Raw genomic sequence first — 25,045 nt, 5'->3', positions numbered from 1 at the left:
AATCGGGGACCTGGAATAGTGCGTGGAAAATCTATTAAATGAATTCCACACACGTTCCAGCTAAATTGGGAATTTAGTCAAATTCACCTTTTTCGAGTAATTCGCAAAGAGTGGGAATGTGAGCACCGTAATAGCGTTTTTCTTCAATAATTTCTGTTCTGTATTTCTGTTTTTGTGAAGCTGAACCAGTAAGGTTATCCAACATTAAATAAAAGACAGGTGCTTCTTCAATAGGTTTTCGCTTCTTCTTGCGAATCGTACTGGTTGTTGGTTTATTTGCCTCTGCGTTGTAGAGCATTTTAGCCCTTACCACATTAAAACTGTATCCTCTACCCATACGCTGAACATCCTTTGCATAGCGATTAATGCTCTCAGTATAGGCATTTGTTATTTCGTAATCAAAAACAAAGCCATTCAAAATTTCTGGCATCCAGTTCGATAATGCAGTTGTTAAAGCTTCAAAGTAATGTGCAATTTGAGGTGATAAGCCTCTTTGCCAATCAATTAAAGCTTGCTCTGCGGCTTTGGAATCTAAGCCTTGGTCAAACAGACAATAAAACGCTTCTTTTGCATCATAGGCCAACCCTAAATCTGGAAACCTTGCTGACCATTGTTGTAGTTTTATAACCTCTTTATCGGTCAATGAATGGCGACGCTTTAACAGAACAAAACGGTCATTCTTTTTGATACGCTCTTTTTTTTCGAGCTGGCTGCGAATGCCTTTACAAGCTTTTTCAAGACATTTTGAGGCAGTGGCGACAATGTGGAATTTATCAATTACTATCACAGCATCAGGTAAAATCTGCTTGACCGTATCTCTATAAGGCAACCACATATCCATTGTCACTATTTCAACCTTCTCAGGATTTTTAAGAGATTTTAAGTGTTTCATAACATCGGCTTTCTTTCGAGAGGGCAACATATCAAAAACGCTACACTTCTCAATATTGGTTAAGATGCAACGATAGCTACCGACTAACTTTAATTCATCAATGCCAAGCACTCTAGGCGTTTCGAATGGCATTTCTTTAGATTTTTCCGCAACGTAATCATCAAAAACATGACGAATCGTTTTCTCATCCAGACCTGTTTCTCTGGCAACCACTGCAAAGGTATCGCTCATGGAACGCTTTTGAATGTACTCTTTGAGTCGAGTTGTCATTAAACGCTTACCATCAATATCAGCTAAAGGCTCCCGAAAAGTTTTACCACATGAACGGCATTTGTAGCGGACACGTTGCGTTTTTAGGACAAGAGGTTTTCCCTGCATCGGCATGTCAAAGAAAATCTGCTCTGTTTTGTCGTGGGAGTAGAGTTGTGTAAAGCCGCAATGCGGACAGGCTTGTGGCTTAAACAGGTTTTCTACGGTGATTTCTAAATGGCTTTCATGCTCTTGTTGAGAGAGAACATGAAAGCTTTGCAGATTGAGCAAGCTCATAAATAAGCGTTACTCAACTTTGACTTTGAATGTAGTCAAGATATTGATTCCGTTTCTGATATTCCAGATTCATCATATATTGCCTCATATATTCAAAATCAGGGCTTCCGTCATCTTGGGTGGGAAGCATGATTTTATCTCTTGAAATGCGTTTGTCGTTAATCTCTCTATTGAAGTTGTATTTATCCGACAGCCTGTTTGTTAAAGTCGCTATGAACAGGTAGATATGGCGGTCGAACTTATCATTTTGTAAATGAGTCACATGGTCACTTGCGACAAATTTGTACGGGTGATAAAAGCTTGAGCCAACGCTTCCACTGTTTGCGATAGTCAAACAACTTGAGAATATGCGAACACCCTCTTCATTTCCAATAAAGTTATCCACCCCATTATTCATTGCGGTTGATGAAACATAAGGGTGATTTCCTTCTGTTTGGTTTGCTTTAGTGAGACGCTTACCACGCTGAACAACTTGAAAAATGTCCTTTAGGAAGAATTCATGCCATCCCTTATCATCAAGGCTTTCAATGTCTACAAAAACCTTCTTGGAGCCTATTGAATTAAAAAGATATTCCCGACCCTGCATAATCATCGACGATTCAAACGTCAGATAATCCACGATAGTTTTTTCAAAGTCAGCATCACTTGGTAGCTCATCATTGAAGTAATAGAAGCTATGAAGCCACTCATCATCCGCTTCAACAGTTGTTTTAACGCAGAATTTACTTTCTGCTTCAATGCGGTCAAACCAAACATCTAAAAGGTGTTGCTTCTTGTCTTTAGCTTGTTCTGTTTCAATCAATCCAACATGAGGACTAACTTTAAACCCATCCTCTCTAAAGTCGATAAACTTACACTCCTTGTCTTCTGGATGAGGTTCGCCAGCCGTAAAAATGGCAATACATGGAATGGTTCCCACACCATAAAACGTGTCTTTATTGAGCGAGATAACGCCTTCTAGCGTATGGTTTTTAAGGATGTTCGCCTTTATTGCTTTTTCTTCCTTAGATTTCCCTGTTAAAGAGGATTGCGGAATAATCACAATTGCCCGACCGCCTTCTAATAATGAATCTAGCAAGTGCTCTGTAAAGGCAATCTCATATAAATCTGGATTTTTCTTTGAGCCTTGTGAATATGGCGGATTCATCATCCCAACGGTTGCACCTTTTAATTGGAGCTTATTTGGGTCTTCGTTTAGAAAGTTATGATTAATTAGATTGCTTTTTCCATCGCCTCGCAAAATCATATTGGTTGTGGCAATGGTGAACATATAGGGCTGTAATTCAAAACCATGTAATTGTTTCTGACGGATGTTTTTCTTGTTATTTTCATTGTCTGTTCGTGCAATCATGTGATGCATAGCAGCGATTAAAAAGCCTGCTGTTCCCGCACAAGGGTCAAGCACGGTGTCATCCGATTTGATGTCAACTAAATCACAGAATAGGTCGGTAATATGCTTAGGGGTTAATACAATTCCAAGGGTCTGTCCATCACCGCCAGAATAGGACATAAATTCGCCATAAAAGCGCCCTAAATAGTCCTCAGAAGAGCTTGTGTATTTGATGCTTTTGTAAATTTTGTCATGTAAAAATTCAGTGAAATGCTTAAGAGGGGTTTTGTTCAGCGTGGTGTTTATCTCATTTAAGATTTGTGTATCTTTAATAATCGAGAACTGGCTAAGAATCTTATCCCTTTTGACATCTGGAGCTACTTTTGAACGCTTAAGGTTTTTTTCGATAGCGCTATATATTTTGTCGCCATCTGTATCAATCTCATCTCCAGTTAAGTGATTGACATCAAAACCACCGAATTCAGCCTCTCTAAGGGCTAATAAAATACCCGAAACAATTAGTGGTTTATCAATATCTTTTAGATTTCCGTAATTCCTTAAATCTTCGTGCAGTTCTGAAGCATCACGTAAGATTTCAGCGAGTTCTTTTTCTTGGTCGGTATCCTCTTGCAGAACTTCTCTTGTATAGTATTCAATAATGTTATTTTCATTGAATGAGATGAAAGACTCTACCTCTGGTAGCTCACGGTAATACTCTGTTTCATCAATAAAGTATGGGCTAATTTTGTGTTTCTTTTCATCGCCAGAAATACCAAAGGCGATAACTTTCTTGTAAGACGTGTTTTGAGCTAAATGCTGGCCATAAAAAAGAGCGCCGTTAACAGCAAAATCCTTAACGTCCTTAACCGTTCCGCTAATCAAGCCTTTTGAATCAAGCTTTACGTGTTTAGCAACATCAGCTTTATTCTCTATAACAAGAATAAAATCTTTCACAACGCCAACAAATTCAGGAAAACCTACTTTGCCAGAGCCGCTTTTAGAAGCTGTTTTTAAGGCATTATCAATTTCAAGAATAGTGCTACCTTGGGGTTCAAGGTCAATGCCTGCTTCTTTTAGTAAACCATGAACCCATAAATCTGTTTTTGCTTCCTTTTTTGCCATTTCCACACTCCATTCCATTTTATGGAGTAAAGTTTAGCACAAAGCTTTCCACTGACTATTCCGTTTTTGAGTTTTTGATAAAAGATTAAAAAACTAGACTCCACGCACTATTCCGCAAACCCTTAAAATCTACCAGGTTGGGTATCAAAGTTATCTCCCCAACCTGGTAGATTTTATGCATCTCCCCCCTCAAAAGCTCTAATTTGCCGATTTGCCTCTTTACCCCACTCAATTCTTCGGTAGAATACACGTTTTCTGGTGCTTGCTGTCTTATGACATGCAGTTAAACGGGAAACTCGTGCGATAACGCAAAACCGCATCAAATCGAGTGCTGCCCCCGCAACGGTGATAGAAAAGACCTGACAACAACCCATTGGAGTTGCTCTCAAGAGCTTCCGAGAAGGCGTTAGGAAATTGTTCTTCAGCCCGGATACCGGCCAGAAAAACCGGCTCACACTTGTGTAGAGCCGAACTTTTGAACCGATTGCGGTGGGCAATACGGAAAAAGAGATTTTTTTGTGTCGTCAGGCATTACCACCTCTTTTTTTGTTCGGGCACTTGTCCCGATCCGTTGTTGCCTTCGTATAAACATTACGAAGGAATTCTATGAACCCTAACAAAATGCGTTTAGCCAAAACGCCGATTGCATTGGCTATCTTTTCGATTTGTTCTGCCAGCTTTGCTGCCGATGACCAGAACCTGAATTCAGTCGTTGTGACTGCCAATAACACGCCTCAAAATATTGGAAGCGTCACCTCAAATGTCACGGTGATTACCGCCGAAGACATTGCAAACCACCAGTACCAAACGCTACAGGATGCCATGCGACAAGTTCCGGGCTTAACCACCTATTCAAATGGCGGTTTAGGGACGGCTACCAGCCTTTTCATGCGCGGCATGGGCGGTAAAAATATTCTCGTTCTACAAAACGGCATGCAGTTGAACGACCCGACACTCACGGACGGTACTACCAACTTCGCGAATATCATGTTGGATGACGTTGAGCGCATTGAGATTATCAAGGGCCCTCAATCCGGTGTTTGGGGTGCAAACGCCTCCGCTGGTGTCATCAACATCATCACAAAAAAAGGCGGCAAGCGCGCCAATGCAAACCTGGAGTTTGGTAGCAACAACCAGAAAAAACTGGCTGCCAGCTTGGGTGCAGGTAATGAGAAAGTCGATTTCGCATTAAACTTCAGCGACTTATCGAGTGACGGTTTTACCTCAATCAAAAAATACAAAACTTCCGGTAAAGGTGATGAAAAAGACCCTTTTGCACAGCAGGAAGCCTCTTTCCGTTTAGGCATTAACTTTGAAAAACAACAACGTTTGGAAACCTTTATCAAGCATAGTAGTGGGGATTCCGAGTCGGATTACAGCACGCCAAATACGGCTTCACACAGCACTTTTGAAAGCACGTTGAGACAGCTACGCTATCTGGCAACCTTCGGTAAGGTCGACACGCAACTCTATGCGCAGGACTCTCACATCCGTAGAGAGTACCCAGCCTACTCTTCTGTTTACGAAGGTAAAGTGAATCAGTTCGGCGCGCAGGCAGATTGGCATTATGCCGACAAACAGCAAGCAAGTTTTGCGGTAGCTTCAAAACAACTTGAAGATATTAAAAACAAAAACAGCTATTACAACCGTTCCGCCGCTGCGAACAATACCAACCAATTGTTTGGCGAAAAATGGGTCATTACCGAAGCGGTTCGTTATGACGAGTACAACCGTTTCGACAATAAAACAACGGGCAAAATCGGTACAAAATACCATGTCATCCCGGAAGTCTTCATCAGCGCCAACTACGGCACGGGCTACAATGCACCATCACTCTATCAGTTGACCAATTTGTCGACACAAACCACACAACTGACACCTGAAACCTCGACAGGTTATGATGCGACCTTGGGTGTTTACGGCTTGGAGCTGACCTATTTCAACAACGAAATCAAAGATGAATTGGTAACGGATGCCAGCTACAAATACTACAACCAAAAAGGCACTTCTAAATACGAAGGCATTGAAGCCAACTACAAGCGCACATTGGATGCGATTGACAGTGATCTGACGCTGAACTTCACGCAACAGACTGCAAAAGATAAGGACGGGAAATGGCTGGCACGCCGACCTGAACAACAAGGTGGCTTAGGGTTTGATTACTATGGTTTGGCTCGTACCCATGTCGGTATCCAAACAAAATATGTTGGCAACCTGTATGACAAGGCGGATAAGAAAGGCGCGAATATTGGAAACTACAGCACCACAGATTTGGTTGCAGACTACCAATTTAACCCGCATGTTTCCATTTACGGTAAAGTACAGAATCTATTTAATGAAGATTACACGCCTGCAGTTGCTAGCTACGAAAGCGATGGCGTCACACCAAAGTATGTCTACAACAACGGCGGTACGCTTTTGTTCGTCGGCGTGCGAGGCAAACTGTAAATCACCGAAGATATGATAGCGACAAACACTTCCTCCAAAAGCCACAACCCTTCTCATTGCTTAATGGTGCAGGGTTGTACGTCTGATGCGGGGAAAAGTACGTTAGTCGCCGGACTTTGCCGCGTTTTGGCGCGGCAAGGTTTGTCAATCGCGCCTTTCAAGCCTCAAAATATGGCTTTGAACAGCGCCGTTACCGAAGACGGCGGGGAAATCGGTCGTGCGCAGGCATTGCAGGCTTTTGCTGCCGGTGTGCCAACCAGCGTGCATATGAACCCCGTTCTTCTTAAACCCAATTCCGATGTCGGTGCTCAGGTCATTATTCAAGGCAAGAGCATCGGCAACTATAACGCACTGAATTATCACGAATATAAACCCACTGCGGCCAATGCCGTATTGGACTCCTTTGTCACTTTACGCCATCGGTTCAATTACATTATTACCGAAGGTGCCGGCAGCCCTGCCGAAGTGAATTTACGCGAAGGCGACATTGCCAATATGGGATTTGCCGAGTCCGTCGATTGCCCGGTCATTCTGGTTGCAGACATCGACAAAGGCGGCGTATTTGCCCATATCGTCGGTACACTCGCCTGCCTGTCGGATTCTGAGCAAAACCGTATCAAAGGATTTGTTATCAACAAATTCCGCGGCGACTTGGCGCTACTGAAAGATGGTTTGGATTGGCTGGAAGCCAAAACAGGCAAACCGGTTCTAGGCGTGGTGCCCTACCTTCACGGTTTGTTTTTGGACGCGGAAGATGCCGTTGACTTCCAACAAACCGAGAAGTCCGACACCTCTCTCAAGGTCATCGCCCCGCTGTTTCCTCATATCAGCAATCACACCGACTTTGCGCCTTTACAGCAGCACCCTGACATTGAATTTCAATGGGTTAAGCATAATGAAGCCATTCCACCCGCGGATTTAATCATCTTGCCGGGAAGCAAGAATGTCGCATTCGATCTGCAATGGTTGAAAACTCAAGGGTGGGAAACCCATTTGAACCATCACCTACGTTATGGCGGTAAGCTGATCGGCATTTGCGGTGGTCTACAAATGCTGGGACAAGCCATTCATGATCCGCATGGCATGGAGTCTGAAAGTGGCGACAGCCAACACGGGCTTGGACTATTAAACTATGAAACCACACTCATGCCGGAAAAAGCCCTGCAAAATAGAACAGGACGCTTCATCTCGGATGAAACAACGAACGTTGTCGGCTATGAAATCCATTGTGGTCAAACCAATTTATCCGACCTCACTCCGGCAATCATCTTGGAAGACGGTAGTGTTGAAGGGGGGTTCAGTGAAGACAACCAGATTTTCGTCACCTATCTACACGGGGTGTTCGACCAACCTTCCGCCATCCAGTATTTGATGAACTGGACGTTGGGAAAAGACAACAATCCTATGGCAACACAACCTGAGCTTGACGCCGACCAACAACGCCACGCACAATTAGACCTATTGGCAAATACCTTGGAGAGCTGTTTGGATATGGACAAGCTATTAAACCTGCTGGGAGCACAAAATGACTGATAAGAAAAATACCTATCACAAAGTCCGCATGGAACGAAAGAAGACCCAGATTGATGCTTCCATCGCCAAAGCCAACATCGAAAAAGGAATTTTGCTGGTGATTACCGGTAATGGCAAAGGTAAGTCGACGTCTGCATTCGGCATGGTCGCCAGAGCACTGGGGCATGGCCTGAAAGTCGGTGTTTGTCAATTCATCAAAAGTCGTACCGATACGGGTGAAGAAGCTTTTTTCAGCGCCCAACCAAACTGTGAATGGCATGTGCTAGGCGATGGCTTTACTTGGGACACTCAAAACCGCGAACAGGATATCGCCACCTCGGAACGTGGCTGGCAAATTGCCGAAACAATGTTGTCTGACCCTAGCTATGACTTGGTGGTGCTTGATGAGCTGACTTATCTACTGAGCTATGATTATATTGACAGGCAACGGGTACTCAGCGCACTGCAGGCCCGCCCTGAGATGCAACATGTGGTGGTTACCGGGCGTTCAGCTGCTGCAGAGCTAAAAGAGATTGCCGATACGGTTTCGGAAATACAGGAAGTCAAACACGCCTATAAAAGCGGTGTCAAAGCGCAAATCGGCGTGGACTACTGAGAAAAACCCAATGCTTCTGTCTCGCCTGCCCATCTTATTGTTTTGCCTGTTGTTGTCGTTACCAACCTTATCTCAAGCAGGAAACTTTAGGATTATTTCACTGTCACCCCACCTGACGGAAATGGTTTTTTCCGCTGGCGCGGGCAAAGATCTGGTTGGGGTTGACCGCTATTCAAACTATCCGGCTTCAACGACTAAACTCCCCAAGGTCGGCGATGCGTTTCACTTAAATTTTGAGCAGATCGTCGCCTTGAAACCTGACTTGATTCTGGTATGGCAAGCCTCAATCAAACCACAAGATTTGCAACGACTACAAGACTTGGGATTACGTGTTTTTGTATCCAATATCCAGACACTTAATGACATCCCCAATGAAATCGAGGAAATCGGCCGCAGAGCGGGTACACAACGCCATGCTTTTTCGACGGCTGAAGAATTGAAGCATCGCTTGACGTTTTTAAGACTGCAATACGCCTCCAAGGCGCCTGTTTCCGTGTTCTACGAAGTGTGGAACCAACCGCTTACCACCATCAATGGTCAACAGTTCATCAGCCAAGGGCTGTCACTATGCGGGGCACAAAATGTGTTTGCGGACCTAACCCCCTTAGCGCCACAGATCAGCAGGGAGAGCGTGTTGATGAAGAACCCTCAGGTGATTCTAATGGGTGGCGCCAAAGACAAACAGACTTCATGGCGCCGTAATTGGCAAGCTTTCCCAATGCTACAAGCTGTTCAGAACCGTCAAATCATTGGGGTCAATAGCGATTTATACCAACGCCCGACACAACGCTTTATTGAAGCTTTACCAGCGTTGTGCCATCAAATAGAGGCTGCGAGAAAGGTTTATTCGAAAAAATAGACGCTTGTCAGTAACTCTTGTTTTAAGACATATTCCAGAAGTGGACAATGAGATACAGGGCATAAATCGACAATAAAACAATACTGAAAACCGTAATCGGTCTTAGCCCTTTTTGTTCGATGACAATGCCTTCCTGTCGCAATTTTCTTTGATGGAAATAACGTTTGATCATCCAATAACCAAATGCGATCAAACCGACTAATGTTAAGAAATTTAAAAGTTTAGACATGAAGTATTTTGTGTTTAAAATCTGCCAGGTTGGGGCATTTCAGTTATTTGAATTTAGAAGCTATGCCTTTTCCGACATTAAGCGACGGACCTTATCCAGGTCTTTTTGGGTGTCGACACCAATACCGGCATCACCCAAGGCGTCCAACACCAAAATCGCTTCGCCGTGCCATAAAACACGCAACTGCTCCAAACGTTCTACATGCTCCAAAGCACACTCCGGCCACGCAACATAACGTTTAACGAAACCCGCACGATAAGCATACAAACCAATATGACGCTTATAGCCCCAGTTATCGGGTAAGGTTGGTGGCTCGTTGGAGAAGGTATCTCGCGACCAAGGCATTGGCGCACGAGTGAAGTTCAATGCGAAGTTCTTTTGGTTACGAATCACTTTCACCGCATGAGGGTCGAAAACGGTTTCAACATCATCAATCGGCTCACAGAGTGTCGCCATCTGTACGCTTTCATGGGTAGACAACCCATCAGCAACCTGAACGATTAATTCAGGCGGTAACATGGGTTCATCGCCCTGAACATTGACGATAATGTCATCATCAGAAAAGCCTAGCTTTTCGACCACTTCAGCGATACGTTCCGTACCAGATTGATGCGTTGCCGCTGTTAAGCAAACTTCGGCGCCAAAAGCTTCACACGCTTGTTTAACGGCTTCAGATTCTGTGGCGATGACTATGCGGTCTGCACCAGATAATTTGGCTTGCTGCCAAGTCCATTGAATCATCGGTTTACCTAGAATATCCATCAAAGGTTTGCCATGAAGGCGACTGGACTCATAGCGGGCGGGAATAACGACAATAAACTCCATACTTATGCGTGCTGCCCTTTTTGTTTACGATAGGCTTCCTCTTCTTCCGGCGCCAGTTCGCGGGCTTCGTTTTCAAGCATAATCGGAATACCGTCGCGAACAGGATAAGCCAGGTTAGCCGCAGTGGAAATCAGCTCTTGCTTGTCTTTATCAAACAATAGAGAGGTTTTGGTGACCGGACAGACCAGAATGTCCAAAAGTTTTGGATCCATGAAATCAACTCTTCCTTAGTTCGCTTATATTCGTTTTGTGTTCTTTGCGTTTTTGTCCGTCTTGAAGCCAGTTCAAAGACGACGTAATTTCTTGATGATTTGCTCGGCAAAAGGTTGGCTGCACTGAGGTTTAATTTCCAAGTACCACCAATCATCTTCAGAAAATGCCACACATTTTACCGCATCTTTCTCGGTCATCAGTAACGGAATTGCTTCCTTTTGCTGTTTTAACCACGAAAAATCTTTCGGCTGATACGCCTGATGATCGGCAAAATCACGCGATGTTACTATCGCCCCTAAGCGATGCAACGCACGATAAAAACGTGCCGGATTACCAATGCCGGCAATGGCATTCACCGCTTGGTTTTTGAATGCGTCAAGCGGTAAGGTTTTTTCCGGGTGCTTCACATTGCGAAAACAAACCGGCGTCAAACGCATGATTTCAATGGTATCGGCAATCGCCAACGGATAGCGCAAGGTGCCATTACTAACGATAAAATCTACTGTCTTAAGGCGACGTTTAGACTCGCGCAAAGGCCCTGATGGCAAACACATGCGGTTCCCCAGCCCTCTTTCGCCATCCACCATCACAATTTCCATGTCACGTGCCATGGCATAATGCTGTAGGCCGTCATCCGAAATAATCACATCGAGATGACCGCCTTGCGCCTTGACGTTTTGCTCCAGATACCGAATAGCGTCCACTCTGTTTGGTGACACCGCCATCGGTACTTTCGCCTGTCTGACGAGCATCACTGGTTCGTCCCCCACCCATTTCGGGTCGGAATCCGGCGTGACCATTTGCGGCCAGGTTTTGGCTTTGCCGCCATAGCCTCGACTCACGATTCCACAACTGAAACCTTGTTGTTGCAACTGCTCCACTAACCACATGATAAAAGGCGTTTTACCGGAACCACCGACAACAATGTTGCCGACGACAATGATTTTCGCATCCGTGGCTTTGCGCGGAGGTTGTGTTTCAAATGCTTGAAGACGGCGACGTGCCACGCGGCAAACCAATCGGGAAATCGGCAACAGCAAGCGGCTTTGCCAAGCAATGTAATTGTGATCGGCTCTCAGCCAGAAACTCGGCCAACTCATAGAATCCTCGGCGGTATGTATTCATAAGGGAAAACGAAAAGATGGTAAAGGTTAATCGGTTGGCGATTATGGCGCTTTACATTGATGATGATACCAAGTTTTATGGTCGATGCGTTGACGATTTTCGACTTGAAATTCATTTGGTGTCATTTTTAAGGTTATGGCACCATTGCATGCGGTATTGAGCATGGAGATGCCGAGCTTATTTATGCGCTCGACAACCGGCTTATTTGGAAAATGATAACGATTCAAGTAGCCAGCTGAAAACAGCACCAACTTGGGTTGTATGGCTTCCAGCCAAGCCAAGGAGGTTGCAGTATGGCTACCATGATGACCGGCTATCAGCACTTCGGATTTCAATGCCATATTCCCCGGCTTTCGAGACTGCTCAATCACAGTATGTTCTATCGCCTTTGAAGCGTCTCCCATCAGCATCATCGCCGTCTTGCCGGTTGAAATCCGTAACACACAGGACGCATCATTATCATCCGATGCGACTACGCCCTTTTGTGGGGATAAGACGTCAAAATGAACTTGATCGAATATCCAGGATTGCCCGGCAAAACATGGCATGAATTGCGTTTTGATAGACGTCTGTTGTAGCCTGCTATTCAATTTTTTCGGCTGCCCGGAAATGGCATGATCGACTTCTATATTTTGTAACAGCGTTTGGGTTCCTCCTGCGTGATCCATGTCCGAGTGACTCACCACCAGCAAATCAACTTTGTTACGTTTTTCATGCGCAAGATAAGGCAGCAACGCCATACTGGCACCATCCAACGCATCACTGAATTTGGGTCCCGTATCGTAAACCAAAGTATGGTCGCGAGTTTCAAATACCATGGCTTGGCCTTGACCCACATCCAACAAAGTCACCTTGACTTCTCCCGGCGACAAGCCGTTTTTGAACTGGCTGTAACCGAAAGACAGTAGAAAGAACAGCGCAATCATCAAGACTGCACCAAGCCACCGATAAGCTTCTCTCCAAGGGTATGTCTTCCCTTTAAAACTGAACTCAGTGGGCCATTTAGCGGAAACCCAAATGACCAATCCTGCATAAAGGCCAATCAGCGCAACCGGTGAGACAATGCCCGGCATCCAATAAACCGCAGTGTGTTCACCCAGTTTCAATATCTCGTTCAACCCCCACCAAAGCCATTGCCATAGTTCGTTATTGACTCCCATGACAAACTCGGCAACGCCCGGCAACCATGAGCCAAACAATAGGATAAAAACCGCCGACAACATCAGTAAAGGAAGCGCCGCCAGTGTAACTACCGGAACGGCGATTAAGTTAGCAAGAATACCAATGGTCGGCACTTGACCATAGAATAACGTCAAGATGGGCGCCATTCCCAAAGTCAGTGCGAGTTGTAGCAGTAAAAACTGCTGCCATGTTCTACGCCCCTGAAAACCGGGAGATGCGATAACCGCATAGATGATGGCAACCGCAATAAAAGACAGCCAAAATCCTTGGCTGAGCACGGCTCTTGAATCCGGTAACGTGATAAAAAATGCCGCCAGTGCCAATGCCGTCCATACTTGAAAACGACGGCGAAACACGATAAAAATCAACAGGATCAACACCATCAACCCCGCTCTCACCGTAGGAATGGCAAACCCTGCTAACGCCATATACATAAATGCAAAGCCGCTGGCGCCGAGACTTCCCCAAATCACGCTGGGAGTACGGGAGATTCTTTGTCGCAAAGCAGGCAACGGCAAATACAACACAAGCCCTTTCCAAATTGATGCAAACAACCAAAAGCCAATGGCCGCCATGATGCCGATATGCAAACCGGAAATCGCCATAAGATGGACGGTACCGGTTTGCCTGAAAACCTGCCATTGCGGTGCGGTAATCTGAGATTTGTCGCCATAGAGCAACGCCCCGAAAACACCGCCAAACGCGCTTTGTTGAAACCAAGGGTTTAGCCTTTGCCAAATCCACTGCTGCAAGCTAACTTGAGATGGCGCCGCCAACCGCTGTGCAGTAGCATAGGTTTTCGCATTCAACACATAGCCAACCGCTTGAACATGCTGTTGAAACAAGTAGGTTTCGTAATCAAACGCACCGGGGTTCAAACTGAAATGATTTGGCTTGAGCTTGATATAAAAGCGCCACTTTTCGCCGGCTTTCGGCAATGATGTCGGGCTGGTGGCGGTTTTATCAAAATACCAAGACAATCGGATTCTGGGTGAAAAAATCTGCCAGGTTGGGGGGAATGCCTGCTGATTAATGCGAGACAGTTTTAAGGTGAATTGGACTTTTTTCTGACCGAAGTCGGTTTGTTTTTCAGTGGACAAACCGACAATCTCGCCTTCCACCCAAACCTTCTGGTTAAACGCCGTTTCAGGGATTTTTATGGCGGTATTTTCGACATAAAAGCTCAACAAAAATGCAATAAGTGCGCCGAAAATAAGCTGTATAATAATTTGGTTGAGCTTGGTAAAGAAAGAATACCGAGGCATTGAAAAACGCAATGCGCCAACAAACAACAAAAGGGAAAGCGAAAACAAGCCCACGGTACCGCTTGTCCATGGCGGTTGAGACAGATGATAAATGCCGACTAATGCGCTGATAAACCCTAAAACAAAATAACGAAACATAAAAATTTTAGTAACTCGACCGCTATGCCGAAAAAACTCATCAAAAAATACGCGCCCAACCCTGAAAAAATTCGCCAAATAAAAGGCATTGGTTTTCTCGCCAAATGGATAGCAAACCCGAATTTATGGCACGTTCATCGTCATAATACGGCAAAAGCCTTTGCAAGTGGCTTATTTTGGATGTCGATTCCAATTCCCTCTCAAATGCTGACCTCCGCCATCACCGCGATTATTTTCAGAGCAAATCTGCCGATTAGTGTTGCCTTGGTGTGGATCAGCAATCCTTTGACCATGCCGCCGATTTTCTATTTCAACTATTTGGTGGGAACATGGATTCTAGGAGATAAAGCACAGTCTTCAGAAGCTTTTGATTTGTCGCTTGACGGTATATTGCATACCTTGGATCAGATTTGGTTACCGCTGTACTTGGGCAGTACGGTCGTCGGTGTTGTATTGGCGGTTGTCAGTTATTTCGGCATCCACATTTTCTGGCGCTGGCATGTCGCCAAGTCATGGAAAGGCCGTCATCAGGAACGGCGTCAAAACCACGAACAATAAGAACAATCAAAACCCGTTTTATTGACGGGTTTTAGACGTGTTTTGTGTCCGCTTTAAGCGAACGCTTAATCATCATGACTTTCGTCATGCTTTTCGTTCATTTTTTCCAGTGCTTTAATCACTCTATCGTTGACGCTGCCTTCAGGGAATTCACCCTTCTCGTTCACTTTGCCAACTGGCATATCAGTAAACAAGCCAAGAGCATCGTCAATATGACTCATCGCGTAAATATGAAATTGACCAGACTCTACCGCTTCTCGCACCTCTGCATTCAACATCAAATGTTTGGTATTTGCTTCAGGAACAACCGCGCCTTGCGTGCCGGTCAAACCGCGTGCTTTACAGACCTTGAAGAAGCCTTCGATTTTCTCGTTCACACCACCGATAGGTTGTATTTCACCAAACTGGTTTACCGACCCGGTAATCGCCAAATCCTGGCGCAATGGGATTTGAGAAATCGATGAAATCAACGCTAACAATTCCGCCGAGGAAGCACTGTCTCCTTCAACGCCATCATAAGTTTGTTCCATAACGATAGATGCACTAAAGCCCCACGCTTTGAACTTCATATAGCGGCCACGTAAATAGCCGGACAAAATCAACATCCCTTTGGAATGGATAGGACCTGCCATTTCAACTTCACGTTCAATATCAACCACCCCTTCATCGCCGGATGAAGCCTGAGCGGTAATACGAACTGGCTGACCGAATGATTGGCGTCCGACTGTCAATACCGTCAAACCATTGACCTGCCCGATATGCGAGCCGGTAACCGAAATCAATACCTGTTCTTCGATAATCGCGCGGTGGAAATAATCTTCCATCAAGCCCGTATGGAAATCCCGTTGCAAAATCGTCGCTTCGATTGTACTTCTGGTGATTTCAGTTTCATCGTTTGCTCTGGCAAAAGCATTCGCTTCGGCAAGTACATCACGCAAAATCGCCTTGTTGGTGTAAAGACGGCTTTCCGACTCTGCCAAACGTGAAGCGTATTCAATCAATCTTTCATAAGCAGAAACGGAGACAGGTAAGTCATCCCAATCCTTGATTTCGTTTTCTAACTGTTTCGCCAGCACCAATTCATGTTCTTCTGTACGTTCCAGCTCAACTTCAAACTCGACCTGCACCTTAAACAAACGACTGAATTGACTGTCAATTTCCTGTAAGGCATAGAAATGAATGGCGCGCCCAAGCAGAACCAACGTGACATTTAACGGATAATCCGGCAAATGGTAAGGTACCACACTGCTTGAAGAGGGAATTTCAAACGTCAGTTTCTTGCTCAATAACGCTGCTTTCAAATTCGACCAGATTTCAGGGTCTTTCAGCAGAGATTCAACATTCAGCAACAAGAAACCGCCATTCGCTTTTTGTAGCAAACCGGCCTGATGGTTCATTGCCAACGTCAGGGTATCAGTAGCATTGGCACTGGCTGAGTTGATGGTGTAACCGAATAATTTCGGCATACTGGCATTTTGTTCGTAAATAATTGGCGCATGCTTCAGACCACTATGGTCGACCAAAAGATTCACTTCAAAAATCGAAAAACCGTGCTGTTCAGCCAACAGGTCTTCCATGGAATTCTGTGTGGTGCTGGTGACGCTTTCACCGGACTGATCCCAAAACAAATGTAGCTTGGAAATCACCGCATCTTTCAAAGACTCCAAGTACTGTTTAACAGAGTCATTTTCTCCAAACTCCATTTTCAGAGCATCAATCAATGGTGACAGATGATCGTTGGCGAAACGGGTATTCAGCTTCTTACCGGCATCCAAATACTCGTGCTGCAAGAACGGGAAACGGGTCAGCCCTTTGTTCAACTCTTCTTCAACTTGATCCAAGGCTTCAAGGAAATGTTTTTGTAGCGGTTCTTCCAAATTCTTCAATTCGGACATACGCAAGCGCTCGCCATCGACTACCGCCAACAGCACAAAATTGTTTTCAGTTTGCTGAATCTCAATACTCAATGATTCCGCCAACTCGAATGCCGGTGTCAAAGCGGCTTCTTGCTTTTGTGCAAGGTCATTTTCCAACTGCTGATTTTTCAACTGGTAAGCATGCCCGTCAAACACGACCGGCAGCTGCGTTTTCAACTGCGTAATAAACTCTTCCATGGCCGCTTTAAAAGCATGCCCATGTCCAGCTTTGAAATAAAGATACTGGGTCTTGTTAGATTCACTGAAATCCGACACCAAAACGACATCCTGCGGAATATCTCTTCGTGCAGCGGCATCACGTAACACGGATTTGGTCATGCCAATACGGCCAACCCCCGGTTCCCCCATAATAAAAATATGGTTCTGATTTCGTTTGAGATGCAACCCAAAATTCAGAGATTGATAGGCACGAGGATGAAAGCGTTTCATGAACGCATTGACATTCGTCTCTTGTTCTTCAAATTTTTCAGGGTTGATAGTGGTAAAGCGGTAGAGTTGATCAGCAGAAAGTTTGCGCATAGTCGTCGATGAGTCTGTTTATATTTTATAAATATCCAAGCCGGATACAAGAATAGCACAAAAAAACCCGCTTGGAGAAAGCGGGTTGTTTTTAATTAAAGTCACTTAGATTGTGTTTGTTTCAACCGATGAATAAACCGGCAAAACGATTCAAATAAAATCAATAAGTTACTAAATCAATATTCATCTCGCGGTGGATTTGCATGAATTTTGTGAATCGTCAAATCCGCGCCCTGATGTTCTTCTTCCTCAGACAGACGAATGCCGAAGAACATATCAATCAGTTTGTAAACGATATATCCGCCAATCAAAGCAACGGCAATCCCCATCAAGGTTCCGATCAGCTGAGACATAAAGGAGACACCACCTAGGCCACCAAGCGCCGAGCCACCGAAGATACCTGCGGCAATCGCGCCCCAAACACCACATAAACCGTGCAGCGGCCAAACCCCAAGTACATCGTCGACTTTCAACGTTTTTTGCGTCCAGACAAATGCCTTAACGAACAAAGCCCCGGCAACCAAACCAATAACCAATGCGCCTAATGGACTCACCACATCAGAACCCGCACAAATCGCCACCAAACCGGCAAGAGGTCCGTTATGCACGAAACCTGGGTCTTTGTCGCTAATGAAAGTTGCAGCCAAAATTCCCCCGACCATCGCCATCAATGAGTTCATGGCAACCAAACCTTGAATGCCAGTGATTTGCTGTGCAGACATGACGTTAAAGCCAAACCAACCAACGGTCAGAATCCATGCACCCAACGCTAGAAACGGAATGCTTGATGGTGGATACACCTGCTTGATGTTGCCATCTTTGCCATAGCGACCACGTCTCGCCCCTAGAACCATAATGGCAGTCAATGCGATCCAACCGCCCACGGCGTGAACAACAATTGAACCTGCAAAATCATGGAAAGGCGCGCCATAGTTGGTTTTTAGCCAATCCTGAATACCGAAGTTACCGTTCCAAGCAATCCCTTCAAAAAACGGGTAAACAAACGCAACGATAAAGAAGGTAGACAGTAGAATCGGGTAAAACTTCGCACGCTCGGCAATACCACCGGAAACGATCGCCGGAATCGCCGCAGCAAACGTCATCAAGAAAAAGAATTTAACCAATTCATAACCGGACTTTTCCGTCATCGCCTTGGCAAGTTGTCCATCCAAGTTGAAGCCTAAGAAAACCCCATAAGCAACACCATAACCGATAAAAAAGTAAGCTACGGTCGACACACCTAAATCCGACATGATTTTGACCAGAGCATTAACTTGATTCTTGTGTTGTACCGTTCCCACTTCCAAAAAAGCAAAACCGGCATGCATGAACAGGACTAAAATAGCCCCTAAAAGGATAAATAAGACATCTAAGCTGGTGGTTAAATGTTCCACGCGAACTCCTCGTTGAATCGAATAGAATTTTATCAAAACGTGAATTTTACCAACTCTGTCGCGTTAAGGGTTCAAATTTGTCTCAGAAAAAACTAATGCATCATCAAACCGTTTTATCAAAACTCAGTCACCCATGTTTTTCCAACAAGGGAATTGAGGTTTGGATGAAGCGTGATGATTTGAACCACCCCACCATTCAAGGCAATAAGTGGCACAAGCTGAAATTAAATCTTCAGCAGGCCCAACTTGAAAATAAAACAACACTGGTCACATTTGGCGGCGCCTACTCAAACCACATTGCAGCGGTAGCCGCCGCCGGAAAAGACTTGGGGTTTGAAACCCATGGATATATTCGTGGCGAAGAATTGCGTGATTCACCGAACACATGGAGTCACACGCTCATTGAAGCTGTCGATAACGGCATGCAGCTGCACTTTATTTCCCGTAGCGATTACCGGTTAAAACAATCTTTTGAGTTTTTGTCGACCCTCAATAGGCTTCACCCGAATGCCTACATCCTGCCGGAAGGCGGTACCAACGAATATGCCATTCTTGGATTCAAAGAAGTTTGCGAAGACTTGGAAAATCAATGCCCCGATTGGACACACCTCTATACCGCTGTCGGCACAGGTGGAACCCTAGCAGGCTTTATTGCCAACGCTCGCTATCAACCTAAGCGGCAATTACTTGGCGTATCGACATTGAAGGATTCCGACTATCTGATTGAAGATATTTCAAATTGGGTTACGAAGGCTTCCAATCACCAGACGAATTCATGGAGACTTTTACAAAATTATCATGGCAATGGCTATGCCAAGTCCTCTCAAGAAATGGAAGATACCCAAGTTTGGTTTGAAGAAAGCTTTGGTATCCCGCTTGATCCGGTTTATACCCAAAAGCTGGTTTTTGCCTTTCTTACCGAGTTGGAGAACAATCACATTCCTTCGGGATCAAAAATTATCTTGTATCATTCCGGTGGACTGCAAGGCAGAAAAAAACAAGACATTGCTCAGTCCACAATCCTATAAAACCTTCTATTTTGAATTTGATTGAAATAAAGGTTATATTTCGACCATAAAAATATAAGACATTTCTAATTAAAACCGAATAGAATGCTTACACATAGGAAGTTTCATCAAACTTATTTGGTCACAGTTTTAGGTATCGCAGGACGCACATGCTCACCATAAAAGAACAAATAGAATATGCAAAAAGGCTTTTTGAGATTGATAAGATTCCCGCTCTTCCTAAGGAAATACTCAAATTAAACGAGATCCTGTCTGGACTGCAACTGCCCGAAACCAATGAAGTCATCAAACTGATTTCTCAGAACATGAACTTAACGGCTGAAGTCATCAAAACTGCCAACTATCCCCTATTTTCGAAACACAGAGCTACTGACGTTACCAGCATCCGCGATGCGGTTGACGTTATCGGTGTTAAAAGCCTGAAAAACTTGGTGATGGGGATTTACTACAGCATGGAATACCTCGGTCGCGCTCGAGCCGAAATCAACCAACTCAGTTTGAATACCGCATCGCTTTGCGGTCTTTTAAGTGAACGAGTGATGCATATAAAGTCAGACCAAGCTTACCTTGGCGGTTTGTTCTACAACTCCGGCTGCATTATGATGGCGACTAAGTTTAAAGACTATGATGAAGTCTTCATGGAGTGCCTGTCCGCACCCTATCACACCAAACTCATTGAGCACGAACGTTATACTTCAAGCCGAAATGTCGCCGGATTGCTTTTGGCAAAGAAATGGCAGTTGGGCAAATCAATGGGACACATCATCTACCAAGCTCACAAGATAAATTTATCGGAAATAGAAAACGACAGCATCCGCACCCTAGTCGCACTGGTTCAACTCAGCGAAGCCTGTATTATCGAACATGAAATGCCGAACTATTTCACCGAAGAGGTGGCTTTGATGCGCCAAAATGCCAATCAGGAATTAATGATCGAGGAAGAAGACATCAGCGAAGCCTTTGATTACCTCTTCCCCCAACCTGGTAGTTTTTAACCACCGCCATCATCTGATAATGGTGATGCAAATCGCCCCCAAGTCTTTTAGAACTTGGCTATATAGGCCGCGACAGACTTAATATCTGCTTCACTTAATTGCTGAGCATTGGGAATCATCATCGAGCTCATTGGTCCGAATGACTTACCTGCTTTATAAGCTTGAAGTTTGGCGATAATATCGGCTTTTTTCAGTCCTTGCAGTTTAGGACCTACCCCGCCTTGACCGTGATCGCCATGACAAGCTGAACAGGTCGCAAAAATCTCTTCTCCGGTTTTCACGGGTGGATGCGGTTCGTTATCAATAGCGGTTTTCTCAGGCTCCGCTTTCTCAAGATCTTCGGCAGGCGCAGTGGTTTCGGGTTCACCCTTCGTCAGATTCTGGGTTTTAACATCCATCGTGGAGGTTTGTTCACCATTTGGCGGCATCAAGTTCTTATCTGCCGTTGAAGATGTTAAAGGCTCAGCTTGCTTAGCCGCATTCTGAGAGGATGCCGTTTGGTTATCAGAATGCCCGCAACCAACCAATGCCACACTTGAACCACACAGTAAGGAAGTAAGAAAAAGTGCTTTTAACTTCATTTGAATTTCCTTGTTTTTTAACCCGATATTGAATCAATTCCGTATCTTCTGGAATAAATTACACAAAATACCGGAACTTCCATTGACATAGAACGCAAGCAATGAGACCTTTCATGGTGTTTCAAGACTTGGATTCATTCAACATTCAGCCGAATTTTGCCTACATTAAGTCACGAAGCCATTGAATTTGCAAGCGATTAATCACCGGCTTTACTTTGAACTTCTCCAACCACCTTTTGGCCGGATTTACCCCATTTTATTCCGGGGAGTCAATTGACAAAATTCACTTTTGTGCTACTATAAATAATAATTATTTTTATTTACCTTAACCTTATTTAACACCGACTTGATGTCCGGTTTGGAATAGTACTTTTATGCCAGACAAAAACGCCATTCGGCTAGACGAATGTCACCAAGACCAGACTTGTACTATCGTTGCCCTCACTGGCGACTTGGAGACAAAACTTCACTTGGTCAACCTTGGGTTTCATACCAACAGCCATATAAAGGTTTTATTGGTGCGTGGAGACAGCTACATTTTGACTGTGGATGGTAGCCGCTTCGCCGTCGATAAGAAAATCGCTCATTTTATTAAGGTTCACCCTCTGTCATGACCGTTACTGATTTACCTACTGCCAATATTGCAAAGCCTTATCAACACCAAATCGCCCTGATTGGGAACCCGAACTGCGGTAAAACCACCCTATTCAACCGTTTGACAGGCTCACAACAAACCACGGGGAACTGGCCTGGCGTCACCGTTGAGCAAAAAACCGGGCAGTTTGTACTGGGCTCAGAAAAATACAAGCTTATCGACTTGCCGGGCGTGTATAGTCTGGAAAATTCTTCCCGTTCTGGTTTGGATGAAAAAATCGCACGCGATTTTCTTCAGTGTCAACCGGCGGAATTGATTTTGAATATTGTCGATGCCACCAGTATCGAGCGTCAGCTATTTTTAACAGCACAATTACTGCACATGGGCTTGCCGGTCGTGGTCGTACTCAACCGTATGGACATGCTGCACGAACGTCATTTGTCTATTGACATCGACACCCTTTCGGAAAAATTGGGTTGCCCGGTCATTCCCATTTCCGCTTATTTCAATCAAGGCATTGATGAACTTAAAGAACAAATTCCAGAACTACTAAACAAACGCTCCAACTTGCATTTCGACCTACCGGACATGCTGCATGAATGCGTGCATGAAATCCGTAACTTGCAGTCGCAAACCAAGGAATCCTGCTGGAAAACCTTGCAAACGCTATTAAAGCCAGAGAAAGCGCCTTTAGCGTTACGCAGCTACGCCATCGCGTCGAAAAAGAAGCTGGAAGAACATTACGAAGAAGATTTGGCGATAGTCGCAACTGATCTGTACTTCCAATTTGCACATGATGCTACCCATGCGAGCTTAACCCACACCGATCAATTTACCCGTAACACCACGGATATTTTAGACAAATGGGCCCTACACCCAGTTTGGGGAATGCCTATTTTCCTCACCATCATGTACTTGGTGTTCGCGCTATCCATCACGCTTGGCAATGCGTTTTTGGACTTTTTCGACCAAGGCGCTCAAGCGATTTTTGTCGATGGTCCCTCGCACTTATTGCAAGCCATCTCCGCGCCTGAATGGCTAATTACCCTACTGGCAACCGGTATTGGCGGCGGTATTCAAGTGGTTGCTACATTCATTCCGGTTATTGGTGCCTTGTTCCTATTACTATCGATTCTAGAAGAGACAGGTTATATGCAACGTGCGGCATTGATTATGGATCGTTCCATGCGCCGAGTTGGGTTATCCGGTCAGGCTTTTATCCCGCTGGTCATCGGCTTTGGCTGTAACATTCCGGGCGTCATGGCAAGCCGCGTCCTACCTGATGAACGTGACCGCATCATGACCGTCATGATGACACCATTTATGTCCTGTAGCGCCCGTTTGACGGTTTATGTGCTCTTTGCGACTGCCTTTTTCTCAAACCATGCAACCCTATTGGTTTTCTCACTCTATTTGGTTGGAATTGTCGCAGCGGTGCTAACCGCACTGGTCTTGAAAAAAACCTTGCTACCCGGTGAAGCGCCTAGCCTATTGATGGAGCTTCCTATTTACCACAAACCTGCGTTCATCAACGTGTTGCTGAATTCTCGAAACAAGCTCAGAGGCTTCATTACCGATGCCGGTAAAGTCATTGTCATCGTTGTCCTTTTGATTAACTTTTTCAACAGCTTGGGAACCGATGGTACTTTCGGCCATCAAAACCAAAACAACTCCGTTTTGAGTGAAGTTGCAAAAGTCACCACCCCGGTGTTCGAACCACTTGGGGTCACGGAAGACAACTGGCCGGCAACGGTCGGATTGATTACCGGTATCTTGGCAAAAGAAGTAGTAGTCGGATCTTTGGATGCGCTTTACCAGAGTAAAGAAGAAAACACTGCTTCGGAAGACAGCTATGACTTTATTGGGGCGATGAAAGGCGCTGTTGCGACGATCCCCGCCAATATCACCGGCATCTTCACCAACCTTGACGACCCGCTTGGTCTGGAAGCTCTCAAGCACGTAGGAAACACGCAAGAAGCAGCTCAAGAACTGGATGTCAATGTCAGCACACTACAGAAAATGCACCAGCATTTTGGTGGAGAGGTTGCGGCCTATGCCTACTTGCTGTTAATTCTGCTTTACTTCCCTTGCGTGGCGACCGTAGGTGCCATCAAGAAAGAGCTAGGTTGGAAATGGGCGATTATGAGCGGAAGCTGGAGTTTGTTCCTTGGCTATACCGTAGCGGTGAGTTTCTATCAAATCATGACATTCTCTCAGCACCCGGAATACTCTCTTGCCTGGCTGTCCGCTATCGCGCTGGCGTTCATTGTTTTATACTTAACATTGAAGCGCATAGGGATGCAAAAAACCGCGCCCATAAACAAAGTGGTGCCGCACTAACTCGCTCGCGCTGCCATCAAACCAAAGGAGTGTAACTATGATTCTTTTAGAAATGAAGCGTTACATTCGCGAAAATCAACAGGTCAGTACCGATGACTTAAAAAATCGGTTCGACCTGGATGATAATGCGTTACAAGGCTTGCTTACGCCATTGATTGAGCAAGGTCATGTTCAAATGGTGTCTTCCGACGGTGGAAGCTGCTCAACAGGTAACTGTAACAGCGGCTGTAGTTCTTCTGCCAAAGAAATGGTTTATTGGACATCCAAACGTCTAAAATCCCTCAACATTGCCGTACAGGTGCAAGGATAGGCCTGATTTCAGCGTTCTGGTGGGCTAATTGAAATATTATTGAATAAACGATTGATTTAAATTGACTTTCAAAGATTAAGACTTATACTGTCAACTCACAGGAAGAAATTGCCTTTGTTTACCTAGTTCTACCACTCGTTTTCGTTGTTTTAGTCATAATTCTCCGTCCCGAAATAGAAAATCAGTACCAAAAAAATTTTTTCCTTATGTCCTTAGAAAATCTCAGGGCAAGTTCAACAATATTTATTTTTCATTAGGAAAAGCATTATGTCTAATACACAAACTGGAACCGTTAAGTGGTTCAACGAATCTAAAGGCTTTGGCTTCATTCAACAAGAAAATGGTCCAGACCTTTTCGCTCATTTCAGCGCAATCTCTGGTTCAGGATTTAAAACTTTGGCTGAAGGTCAAAAAGTTGAGTTCACTGTTGGTCAAGGCCAAAAAGGTCCTCAAGCAGAAAACATCGTAGCGCTATAATCTAGCCCG

At 44.8% G+C, this 25,045-nt stretch carries 21 protein-coding genes and 1 riboswitch; of the genes, 11 read left to right on the top strand and 10 right to left on the bottom strand.

The features are described 5' to 3' along the window. Positions 1-73: 73 nt before the first annotated feature. Both F8R13_RS01985 and F8R13_RS01980 read right to left on the bottom strand, forming a co-directional pair. On the bottom strand, positions 74-1,438 hold the full coding sequence (locus F8R13_RS01985) for an ISL3 family transposase (protein ID WP_152831652.1): 1,365 nt from the start codon (positions 1,436-1,438) through the stop codon (positions 74-76). A gap of 13 nt (positions 1,439-1,451) precedes the next feature. Further along, complete coding sequence (locus F8R13_RS01980; RefSeq protein ID WP_152831651.1) at positions 1,452-3,890, bottom strand: N-6 DNA methylase; 2,439 nt, start codon at positions 3,888-3,890, stop codon at positions 1,452-1,454. Between the two features lie 239 nt (positions 3,891-4,129). Beyond that, positions 4,130-4,347: riboswitch (cobalamin riboswitch) on the top strand. 149 nt (positions 4,348-4,496) lie between these two features. On the opposite strand from F8R13_RS01980, the gene F8R13_RS01975 reads away from it, so the two are divergent. The 4 genes from F8R13_RS01975 to F8R13_RS01960 are packed head-to-tail and all read left to right on the top strand — an operon-like array spanning position 4,497 to position 9,325. Next, positions 4,497-6,338: a TonB-dependent siderophore receptor gene (locus tag F8R13_RS01975; protein WP_152831650.1), complete on the top strand. Its 1,842-nt coding sequence runs from the start codon at positions 4,497-4,499 to the stop codon at positions 6,336-6,338. A 12-nt stretch (positions 6,339-6,350) separates the two neighbouring features. Further along, on the top strand, positions 6,351-7,871 hold the full coding sequence (locus tag F8R13_RS01970; protein WP_152831649.1) for a cobyric acid synthase: 1,521 nt from the start codon (positions 6,351-6,353) through the stop codon (positions 7,869-7,871). After that, on the top strand, positions 7,864-8,466 hold the full coding sequence (cobO, locus tag F8R13_RS01965; protein WP_152831648.1) for a cob(I)yrinic acid a,c-diamide adenosyltransferase: 603 nt from the start codon (positions 7,864-7,866) through the stop codon (positions 8,464-8,466). The genes F8R13_RS01970 and cobO overlap by 8 nt, the downstream gene beginning before the upstream one ends. A gap of 10 nt (positions 8,467-8,476) precedes the next feature. Then, a complete protein-coding gene (locus tag F8R13_RS01960; RefSeq protein ID WP_152831647.1) occupies positions 8,477-9,325 on the top strand; it encodes a cobalamin-binding protein in 849 nt (282 codons plus the stop codon). A gap of 22 nt (positions 9,326-9,347) precedes the next feature. On the opposite strand, the gene F8R13_RS01955 is transcribed toward F8R13_RS01960, so the two are convergent. The 5 genes from F8R13_RS01955 to F8R13_RS01935 all read right to left on the bottom strand — a co-directional run bounded on the left by F8R13_RS01955 (position 9,348) and on the right by F8R13_RS01935 (position 14,302). After that, a complete protein-coding gene (locus F8R13_RS01955) occupies positions 9,348-9,554 on the bottom strand; it encodes a hypothetical protein (protein ID WP_152831646.1) in 207 nt (68 codons plus the stop codon). A gap of 60 nt (positions 9,555-9,614) precedes the next feature. Continuing rightward, complete coding sequence (gene kdsB, locus F8R13_RS01950; RefSeq protein ID WP_152831645.1) at positions 9,615-10,379, bottom strand: 3-deoxy-manno-octulosonate cytidylyltransferase; 765 nt, start codon at positions 10,377-10,379, stop codon at positions 9,615-9,617. 2 nt (positions 10,380-10,381) lie between these two features. Continuing rightward, positions 10,382-10,591, bottom strand: a complete 210-nt coding sequence (locus F8R13_RS01945) for a Trm112 family protein (protein ID WP_152831644.1) — start codon at positions 10,589-10,591, stop codon at positions 10,382-10,384. Positions 10,592-10,663: 72 nt separating this feature from the next. Then, positions 10,664-11,692 (bottom strand): tetraacyldisaccharide 4'-kinase, encoded by a 1,029-nt coding sequence (gene lpxK, locus F8R13_RS01940; protein ID WP_152831643.1) that lies wholly within the window; start codon positions 11,690-11,692, stop codon positions 10,664-10,666. A 66-nt stretch (positions 11,693-11,758) separates the two neighbouring features. Then, positions 11,759-14,302 carry a DNA internalization-related competence protein ComEC/Rec2 gene (locus F8R13_RS01935; RefSeq protein WP_152831642.1) on the bottom strand — a complete coding sequence of 848 codons (2,544 nt, stop codon included), beginning with the start codon at positions 14,300-14,302 and terminating at the stop codon, positions 11,759-11,761. Between the two features lie 24 nt (positions 14,303-14,326). Here F8R13_RS01935 and F8R13_RS01930 point away from each other — a divergent pair, with 24 nt between their 5' ends. Next, on the top strand, positions 14,327-14,860 hold the full coding sequence (locus tag F8R13_RS01930; RefSeq protein ID WP_152831641.1) for a DUF2062 domain-containing protein: 534 nt from the start codon (positions 14,327-14,329) through the stop codon (positions 14,858-14,860). Positions 14,861-14,925: 65 nt separating this feature from the next. On the opposite strand, the gene F8R13_RS01925 is transcribed toward F8R13_RS01930, so the two are convergent. Together F8R13_RS01925 and F8R13_RS01920 are read right to left on the bottom strand one after the other, a co-directional pair. Then, positions 14,926-17,316: a Lon protease family protein gene (locus F8R13_RS01925; RefSeq protein ID WP_152831640.1), complete on the bottom strand. Its 2,391-nt coding sequence runs from the start codon at positions 17,314-17,316 to the stop codon at positions 14,926-14,928. 176 nt (positions 17,317-17,492) lie between these two features. Next, positions 17,493-18,710, bottom strand: a complete 1,218-nt coding sequence (locus F8R13_RS01920) for an ammonium transporter (RefSeq protein ID WP_371414876.1) — start codon at positions 18,708-18,710, stop codon at positions 17,493-17,495. A 95-nt stretch (positions 18,711-18,805) separates the two neighbouring features. Between F8R13_RS01920 and F8R13_RS01915 the strand changes: the two genes are divergently transcribed. Both F8R13_RS01915 and F8R13_RS01910 read left to right on the top strand, forming a co-directional pair. Next, on the top strand, positions 18,806-19,738 hold the full coding sequence (locus tag F8R13_RS01915; RefSeq protein WP_152831638.1) for a 1-aminocyclopropane-1-carboxylate deaminase/D-cysteine desulfhydrase: 933 nt from the start codon (positions 18,806-18,808) through the stop codon (positions 19,736-19,738). A 149-nt stretch (positions 19,739-19,887) separates the two neighbouring features. Continuing rightward, a complete protein-coding gene (locus F8R13_RS01910) occupies positions 19,888-20,733 on the top strand; it encodes an HDOD domain-containing protein (RefSeq protein ID WP_152831637.1) in 846 nt (281 codons plus the stop codon). A gap of 47 nt (positions 20,734-20,780) precedes the next feature. Here the strand turns inward: F8R13_RS01910 and F8R13_RS01905 are convergent, their stop codons facing one another. Then, positions 20,781-21,314 (bottom strand): c-type cytochrome, encoded by a 534-nt coding sequence (locus tag F8R13_RS01905; RefSeq protein WP_253806296.1) that lies wholly within the window; start codon positions 21,312-21,314, stop codon positions 20,781-20,783. 374 nt (positions 21,315-21,688) lie between these two features. Between F8R13_RS01905 and F8R13_RS01900 the strand changes: the two genes are divergently transcribed. The 4 genes from F8R13_RS01900 (at position 21,689) to F8R13_RS01885 (ending at position 25,036) form a co-directional block, all read left to right on the top strand. Continuing rightward, a complete protein-coding gene (locus F8R13_RS01900) occupies positions 21,689-21,928 on the top strand; it encodes a FeoA family protein (protein ID WP_029908588.1) in 240 nt (79 codons plus the stop codon). Next, positions 21,925-24,249 carry a Fe(2+) transporter permease subunit FeoB gene (gene feoB / locus F8R13_RS01895; RefSeq protein ID WP_152831636.1) on the top strand — a complete coding sequence of 775 codons (2,325 nt, stop codon included), beginning with the start codon at positions 21,925-21,927 and terminating at the stop codon, positions 24,247-24,249. Before F8R13_RS01900 ends, feoB begins: the two co-directional genes overlap by 4 nt. A 37-nt stretch (positions 24,250-24,286) precedes the next feature. Further along, a complete protein-coding gene (locus F8R13_RS01890; protein ID WP_152831635.1) occupies positions 24,287-24,559 on the top strand; it encodes a FeoC-like transcriptional regulator in 273 nt (90 codons plus the stop codon). 267 nt (positions 24,560-24,826) lie between these two features. Beyond that, on the top strand, positions 24,827-25,036 hold the full coding sequence (locus tag F8R13_RS01885; RefSeq protein WP_152831634.1) for a cold-shock protein: 210 nt from the start codon (positions 24,827-24,829) through the stop codon (positions 25,034-25,036). Positions 25,037-25,045 lie beyond the last annotated feature (9 nt).

It is taken from the genome of Hydrogenovibrio sp. JE_KL2, from assembly GCF_009296185.1.
In the GTDB taxonomy this organism is placed as follows: domain Bacteria; phylum Pseudomonadota; class Gammaproteobacteria; order Thiomicrospirales; family Thiomicrospiraceae; genus Hydrogenovibrio.
Note: the sequence above shows the minus strand (reverse complement) of the source record. Positions and strands in the feature narration are given on the sequence as shown.